The 6,358-nt window shown below is 72.3% G+C and carries 4 protein-coding genes and 1 pseudogene; all 5 read left to right on the forward strand.

Translation table 11 applies throughout. From position 1 onward, the window contains the following. Positions 1 to 63: 63 nt before the first annotated feature. A pseudogene (locus tag AC5LUJ_RS22705) lies at positions 64 to 171 on the forward strand (hypothetical protein); the annotation flags it as partial. A 152-nt stretch (positions 172 to 323) separates the two neighbouring features. Continuing rightward, positions 324 to 659, forward strand: coding sequence for an MMPL family transporter (locus AC5LUJ_RS22710; protein ID WP_493465719.1), 336 nt, complete (start codon positions 324 to 326; stop codon positions 657 to 659). Between the two features lie 299 nt (positions 660 to 958). Next, positions 959 to 3,004 (forward strand): SpoIIE family protein phosphatase, encoded by a 2,046-nt coding sequence (locus AC5LUJ_RS22715; protein ID WP_250280775.1) that lies wholly within the window; start codon positions 959 to 961, stop codon positions 3,002 to 3,004. 358 nt (positions 3,005 to 3,362) lie between these two features. Then, positions 3,363 to 4,901 carry a glycosyltransferase family 87 protein gene (locus AC5LUJ_RS22720; RefSeq protein WP_493465720.1) on the forward strand — a complete coding sequence of 513 codons (1,539 nt, stop codon included), beginning with the start codon at positions 3,363 to 3,365 and terminating at the stop codon, positions 4,899 to 4,901. A gap of 228 nt (positions 4,902 to 5,129) precedes the next feature. Then, complete coding sequence (locus tag AC5LUJ_RS22725) at positions 5,130 to 6,338, forward strand: DUF445 domain-containing protein (RefSeq protein ID WP_445548435.1); 1,209 nt, start codon at positions 5,130 to 5,132, stop codon at positions 6,336 to 6,338. Positions 6,339 to 6,358: the final 20 nt, after the last annotated feature.

A 6,358-nucleotide genomic window follows, 5' to 3' on the forward strand; every position in this document is an offset into this window, starting at 1 on the left:
CCCCAGCACCACCGGGTTCTCGTCACCGGCCAGGCGGCCCAGCTCCTCGACATCACCGGCTCCATCGGCCGCCATCTCCCGCTGGCCCTCGTCCTCATCGCCGTCATCACCTTCACCGTGCTGTTCCTGCTCACCGGCAGCGTCGTCCTCCCGCTCAAAGCCCTCGTGTTCAACCTGCTCAGCCTGAGCGCCGTCTTCGGCAGCATGGTCTGGATCTTCCAGGACGGCCATCTCGCCGGCCCGCTCGGCATCACCCCCCCCCCCCCGCCCCCCTCCCGGTCGCCATCCCCGTCCTGCTGTTCTGCATCACCTACGGGCTGTCCATGGACTACGCCGTCTTCGTCCTGGCCCGTATCCGTGAACAGCACGACAACGGCACCACGCTGCGGCAGGCCGTCATCATCGGCCTGTCCCGCAGTGGACGGATCATCAGCGCCGCCGCGTTCATCCTCGCCGTGTCCTTCTTCTCGACCCTGGTCTCGGGGGTGTCGTTCATCAAGTTCTTCGGCCTCGGCACCGGGCTCGCCATCCTCCTCGACGCCCTGATCGTCCGCCCCGTCCTCGTCCCGGCGTTCATGCGCCTTGCCGGCGACTGGAACTGGTGGGCGCCCCGCCCCCTGCGCGCCCTGCACGACCGCGTCGGCATCCGCGAGCGGTGACCTGCCGGTGATCCACGGCCGGCGGGACGCCGGCCAGCCGTGAGCATGCCCACATGACCGTGATCGCCGCCGGCGGTAATCCGGCGAGATAATGGACTGTTCTGTCCTATCGGGCAACGAGGCACGATGCCTCGTGGTTGACTTGTCGAGCCGGGCCGATGCCTACCCGTAAGACCCCACGGACCAGTCGCGATCCATCAGCTCCCCCCACCTGAGCTGCCGCCGCCGGTCATTCAGGGTGTGTCCCGGGCCAGCGACGCCGGCAGACGGGAACGCCGACAGCCAGTGGGGAGCGTGACGTGGGATCGGGTGGTGACGACAGACCCCGGCTTCACCGACATGCGAACGGTCTGCCGGCACACGCGCTGCTCGCGCTGGACAGGGCCGGCGTGGGCATCTGGGAGTGGGACGTCGCTGCCGACCGGCTGCGCTGGGATCAGCGCGCCGCCAACCTGCACGGTGTCGAGCTGGGATCCTTCACCGGGCCGGTCGAGGCCTTCTTCTCCTGTGTGCACCCGAGCGACGTGCCGCTCCTGCGGACCCGGATGGACGAGGTGCTGGCGACCGGCGAGCCCTTTCTCGAGGAGTTCCGGGTCGTGCGCCCCGACGGTGCGCCCGTCTGGCTCCAGGTCCGTGGCGGGATAGTCGGCGACGACGCCGGCAGGGTGGTGCGCGTGGCCGGGATCTGTACCGGCGCCACCGCGCTGCGCGTCGGCCGCGAGCAGGCTGGACGTGCTCTGCAACAGGTCAGTGACGGCGTAGTGGTGTTCGATGACGACAGCCGGTTCGTGTTCGTCAACACGGTCATGAGCCGACTGCTCGGTTGTGATACCTGCGAGCTGGTGGGCGAACAGTTGTGGAATCTTGCGCCGTCGCTCATGGGGCCAGCGTTCGAGAAGCTGTACCTGCAGGCGCTGGACACCCAGCTGCCGGTGGAGTCCGAGGCCGACTACGCGGCCTTCGGCGGGCATTTCGAGGTCCGGCTGTTCCCCTCCCCGGAGGGGATAACCGCCTATTTCCGCAACGTCGACGAGCGCCACCGCGCGGAGGCGCACCGCGCGGCACTGATCACGTCGTTGTCGTCGGCACTCAGCCGCGCCCGCCAGCTGTTCGACGTGACCGCCGCGCTCGGCCAGGCCCTGACCGTCCCGGACGTCGCGGACGTGATCGTCCGATCGGCCTGGGACGACCTCGGCGCGGACTGCGCCATCATCATGATGGTCGGCGACGAGGGACGGGTACGGGTGGTCACCCCGACCGTCCAGTCCCAGCGGGTCAGCCGGCTCCTGGAACTGATCTCCGGGCGGGGAACCGCGGCCACCCCGGACGTCCTGCGCACGGCCCGGGCCCGCTTCGACTCCCGGGCGGAGCACCTGGCCGACTATCCGCACGCCAGGCCCCTGCTCGAGGCGGCCGCCGCCGCGTGGATAGCCCACATCCCGCTGATCGTCTCCGGGCGGCCGATCGGGGTGATCGTGCTGCTCTGGGAGAGCGAACGGCTCTTCGACCCCGACGAGCGGGCCTTCCTGACCACGCTCGCCGGGCACTGCGCGCACGCCCTCGAACGGGTACGCCTGTACGAGAAACAACTGTCGGTATCAGAAGCGTTCCAACGGGCGATCCTCCCCCAGCGCCTGCCGGAGCTGGCCGGCGTGGAACTGGCCGCCCGCTACCTGCCCGCCGGCCGGGACGTCGACGTCGGCGGTGACTGGTACGACGCGCTGGTGCTCCCGACCGGCGAGCTCACCCTGATCGTGGGGGACGTCGGCGGCCACGGGCTGCGGGCGGCCACGGTCATGGCCGAACTGCGGCACGCGGCGCGCGCCTACGCGCTGCTCAGCCATCCCCCCGCCAGGATCACCAGCCAGCTGTCGTCCAACCTCGCCGCCAGCGACTCGGCGGTCTATGCCACCGCGGTGGTCGCCTGCCTCGACATGGCCGGGAAAACGCTGACCTGGTCGTGCGCGGGCCACCCGCCGCCGCTGCTCCTCGACGGTGGCCGCCCGGCCTTCCTGGAGGTCGTCCACGGCCCGATCCTCGGTGCCGTGGACAACCTCGCCTACCGGCAGGACACCGTCACGCTGCCGGTCCGGGCCCGGCTGCTGCTCTACAGCGACGGTCTGGTGGAGCGCCGGGACGTCTCCATCACCGACCGGCTCGCCGTCCTGTCAGCGGTCGCGGCACAGTCCGACGCTCTCCGCCTGGACGCGTTCTGCGACCGGCTGCTGACAGAGGTCGCCGGCCCCAGCGGCCGGGAGGATGACCTGTGCCTGCTCGCCGCCGACGTCCGCAGCCCTGGCGATGCGCACGGCCCCGCGAGCCGCGCCCGGACGCCGGCCGGCTGACACCCGTCCACGACCGGCTCCCGCTCGACCGGCTGGCGCCCCACCGCCTGGCCGACCGCTCCCCGCGGCGCGGCGGGGAGACGTGCCGTCAGCGTGCGACAGGCCATGATGGACACGTGCCGCGCCGTCGACCAGTGCCGTACCGATGCGATGTGTTACATCGATACGGCGGGCCACCTCGACATGACAGGACGCGTCAGCATGGTGACACGACGGCCGGTAACACGACGGCCGGTGGGATGGAGCGCGCGGGGGACGGGCCGGCCGCGCCGACGTCGCCGGCGCGGCCCGGCTGCCGGCGTCGCCCGACCGCCGGCGAGACGGGTGGCGAAACGAGTACGGCGTTGGCGGAGCGTGCGTGTTGACGGCTTTCACAGGTACGCCCCGACAGCCGGCCCGGCCGGCGGCGACGCACGGCACCAGCGGCCGGGCCGGCGCGCCTGCCGCCAGCGCCCTCGGTGCCGCTCCCGCCACCATCGGTGGCGCCGTCGGTGGTGCCGCCAGTGGCGCCGTCGGTGGCGGGCGCGCCCGGCCGTGGCCGGCCCTGATCCGGGCAGCGCCACTCGCCGTGCTGGTCGCGGTGCTGTGGACGGTCTACATCGCCCCGCTCCCCCACTATGACGTCGACGTGTTCCTGCGCGCGGGCGCGGCCGTCGGGGGCGGGCGCGGCCCCTACCCGTCTCCCGGAACCCCCGAGGTCTACTCGGGCTTCGCCTATGTGTATCCCTACCTCGTCGCCTTCGCCTTCGTCCCGCTGTCGTGGCTGGGCGAAAACGGCGCGACCGTTTTCATCGCGCTGTCGGTGGGCGCGCTGTTCCTCGGCGCCCGGCTGCTCGGCGTCCGCGGCCGGCGTGCGTACGCGCTGGTGCTGATGTCCTCCTGTGCTCTCACCGGCCTGCAGATGGGCACGCTCAACGCCGTCCTGTTCCTCGGCCTCGCCGCGCTGTGGCGCTTTCGCGACCGTCCGGTCACCGCCGGTATGCTTGCGGCCGGTGTCATCTACGCCAAGCTGTTCCTGGCACCGGTGTGGCTGTGGCTGGTGCTGGCCCGCCGGACGAAGGCGGGCGCGGTGGCGGCTGTCTGCCTCGGGGCGCTGCTGGCCGTCACGGAGCTGACCAGCCCGGTGGACACCCGCACCTACCTGGGGATGCTGGGGGTGCTCGCCCGCGAGGAGGCGCCGCTGGGGCTCAGCCTCACCGGCCTGCTGGTCAACACCGGTCTCGGCATGGGCGTGGCCACCTGGTGCGCACGCGTGGCCGCCGTGGCCGCCGTGGCCGCCGTGGCCGTGCTGGCCGGCGGCTGGCCGCGTCCACGACACGGCGGGAACGAGCGGATACTCTTCGCTGGCACGCTCGCCGCCGCGCTCGTGGCCTCGCCCATCGTATGGAGCCATTACCTGCTGCTTCTGCTCGCGCCGATCCTGGTCAGCGCACCGAGGCCACGGATATCCCTGATCGTCTTCACCGCCGGGAGCTGGTTCGTCGTCACCCCCCATCGGACGGGCCCGGTCGGCCTCCTCACCGGCATCACGATCATCGGCGTGCTTGCCGCGCCCGCGGCCGGGCATGCCCTGAAGGCCCTCACCCGCCGCGACCGCGTCGCGCCGGGCCCCGGATCGAGCCCGCTGCCGCCTCCCGTGCCGAGGGCGGCCGTCGTCGCTGTCATCGCTGTCGCCGTCGTCGCGGCTGTCGTCGGCGCCGGCTTCGGGGTAGAACTGCTCGCGACCGCTTACGGGAACCCGCGGCGGGTGATCGGTGCCTACTGTGCCCTGCTGGGCGTCCTCGCCGTTCTGGGCTGGTCGCTGCGGCGACGGCCGGGGCCGCCGGCCGCGCTGTGGGCAGGTGGTCACGATCACCAGCCCCGGCCGCCCCGACAGCCCGGAACCGCGCGGTCATGACCGGGATCATTCGACCAACGCCGGTTCCCATCGGCGCGACACACCTCTGGGTGGAGGACGATGCCCACGACGCCACCCCCGGCGCAGCCGGACAACACAGCACAGCCTGAGGACGCGCCACCCGGGCAACATCCCGGCCGGCCTCGCGCCGCCGCCGGCCGCGGCGGTGGTGGGCCCGGCCGCGACGGCCAGGTCAGCGACGCGGAGCTGCAGCGGGGGCTGCGCCGGATGCGGACGATCGCGACCGGCCTGCTGGTCTTCGTGGTGGTCGTCTATGTCGTGTTCTGGCGCTGGGAGTCCGGTGGTGGGCCGGGCTGGGCGGGCTATGTCCGGGCCGCGGCGGAGGCGGGCGCGGTGGGAGCGCTCGCCGACTGGTTCGCGGTGACCGCGCTGTTCCGCCGGCCGCTGGGCCTGCCCATCCCCCACACGGCGATCATCCCCAACCGCAAGGACGACCTCGGCCGCAGCCTGGAGCGGTTCGTCTCCGAGAACTTCCTGGCCGACGCGGTGATCCGGGAGAAGGTCGCGAGCATGGGCGCGGCCGTCCAGATCGGCACCTGGCTCAGCGAGCGCGGCAACGCCGAGAGGATCACCGCGGAGGCGTCCAGCCGGCTGGTCGAGGCGGTCTCGAACATCCGGGACGAGGTGACGCTGGAGGTGATGGAGAAAACCATCCTCGCCAGGGTGATGGACCGTCCCTGGGCGCCGGCCGCGGGCACGGCGCTCGGCCGGATCGCCGCCGGCGGCCTGCACCACCGGCTCGTCGACGTGATCGCCGTCCAGGCGGAGACCTGGCTGCGCAACAACCCCGACACGGTGATGCGGATCGTCGCCGACCAGGCGCCGTCGTGGTCGCCGAGGTTCCTGGACGATGTGATCGCCGCCCGCGCGTACGAGGAGGCGCTGCGGTTCGCCGCCGAGGTCCGCGCCAATCCCGAGCACCTGCTGCGCAGGGCCCTGGACGACTTCCTCGCCCGGTTCGGCGAGCAGCTGCGCACCGACCCGGACACCGCCGAACGGGTGGAGAAGCTCAAGGAGCGCGTCCGCGACCATCCCGAGATCCACCAGGCGGCCGCGGCGATGTGGAACGCCACCCGGTCCATCCTGACCGACGTCGCCGGCGATCCCGACAGCGCGCTGCGGACCAGGATCACCGACGAGCTGCAGGCGCTCGGCGGGCGGCTGGTCACCGACCCCCACCTGCGGGCGGGTGTCGACACCGCCGCCACCGAGGCCGTCGCGTGGCTCGTCCGGCGGTACCGCTCCGACATCTCCACGGTGATCTCCGATACGGTCGCGAACTGGGAGCCGACCGAGACCGCGGTCAAGGTCGAGCTGCACGTGGGCCGTGACCTGCAGTACATCCGCATCAACGGCACGGTGGTGGGGGCGCTCGCCGGCCTGGTCATCCACCTGCTGACCGAGCTGCTGCTTTGACGTCCCCCGCGGTGGCCCTC

This window comes from Protofrankia sp. CiP1_Cm_nod3 (genome assembly GCF_982290655.1).

What these genes read in the sequence shown, in the direction of transcription:
- AC5LUJ_RS22710 (WP_493465719.1), top strand. Translation starts at nt 324, where the DNA reads ATGGACTACGCCGTCTTCGTCCTGGCCCGTATCCGTGAACAGCACGAC.
- AC5LUJ_RS22725 (WP_445548435.1), top strand. Translation starts at nt 5,130, where the DNA reads ATGCGGACGATCGCGACCGGCCTGCTGGTCTTCGTGGTGGTCGTCTAT.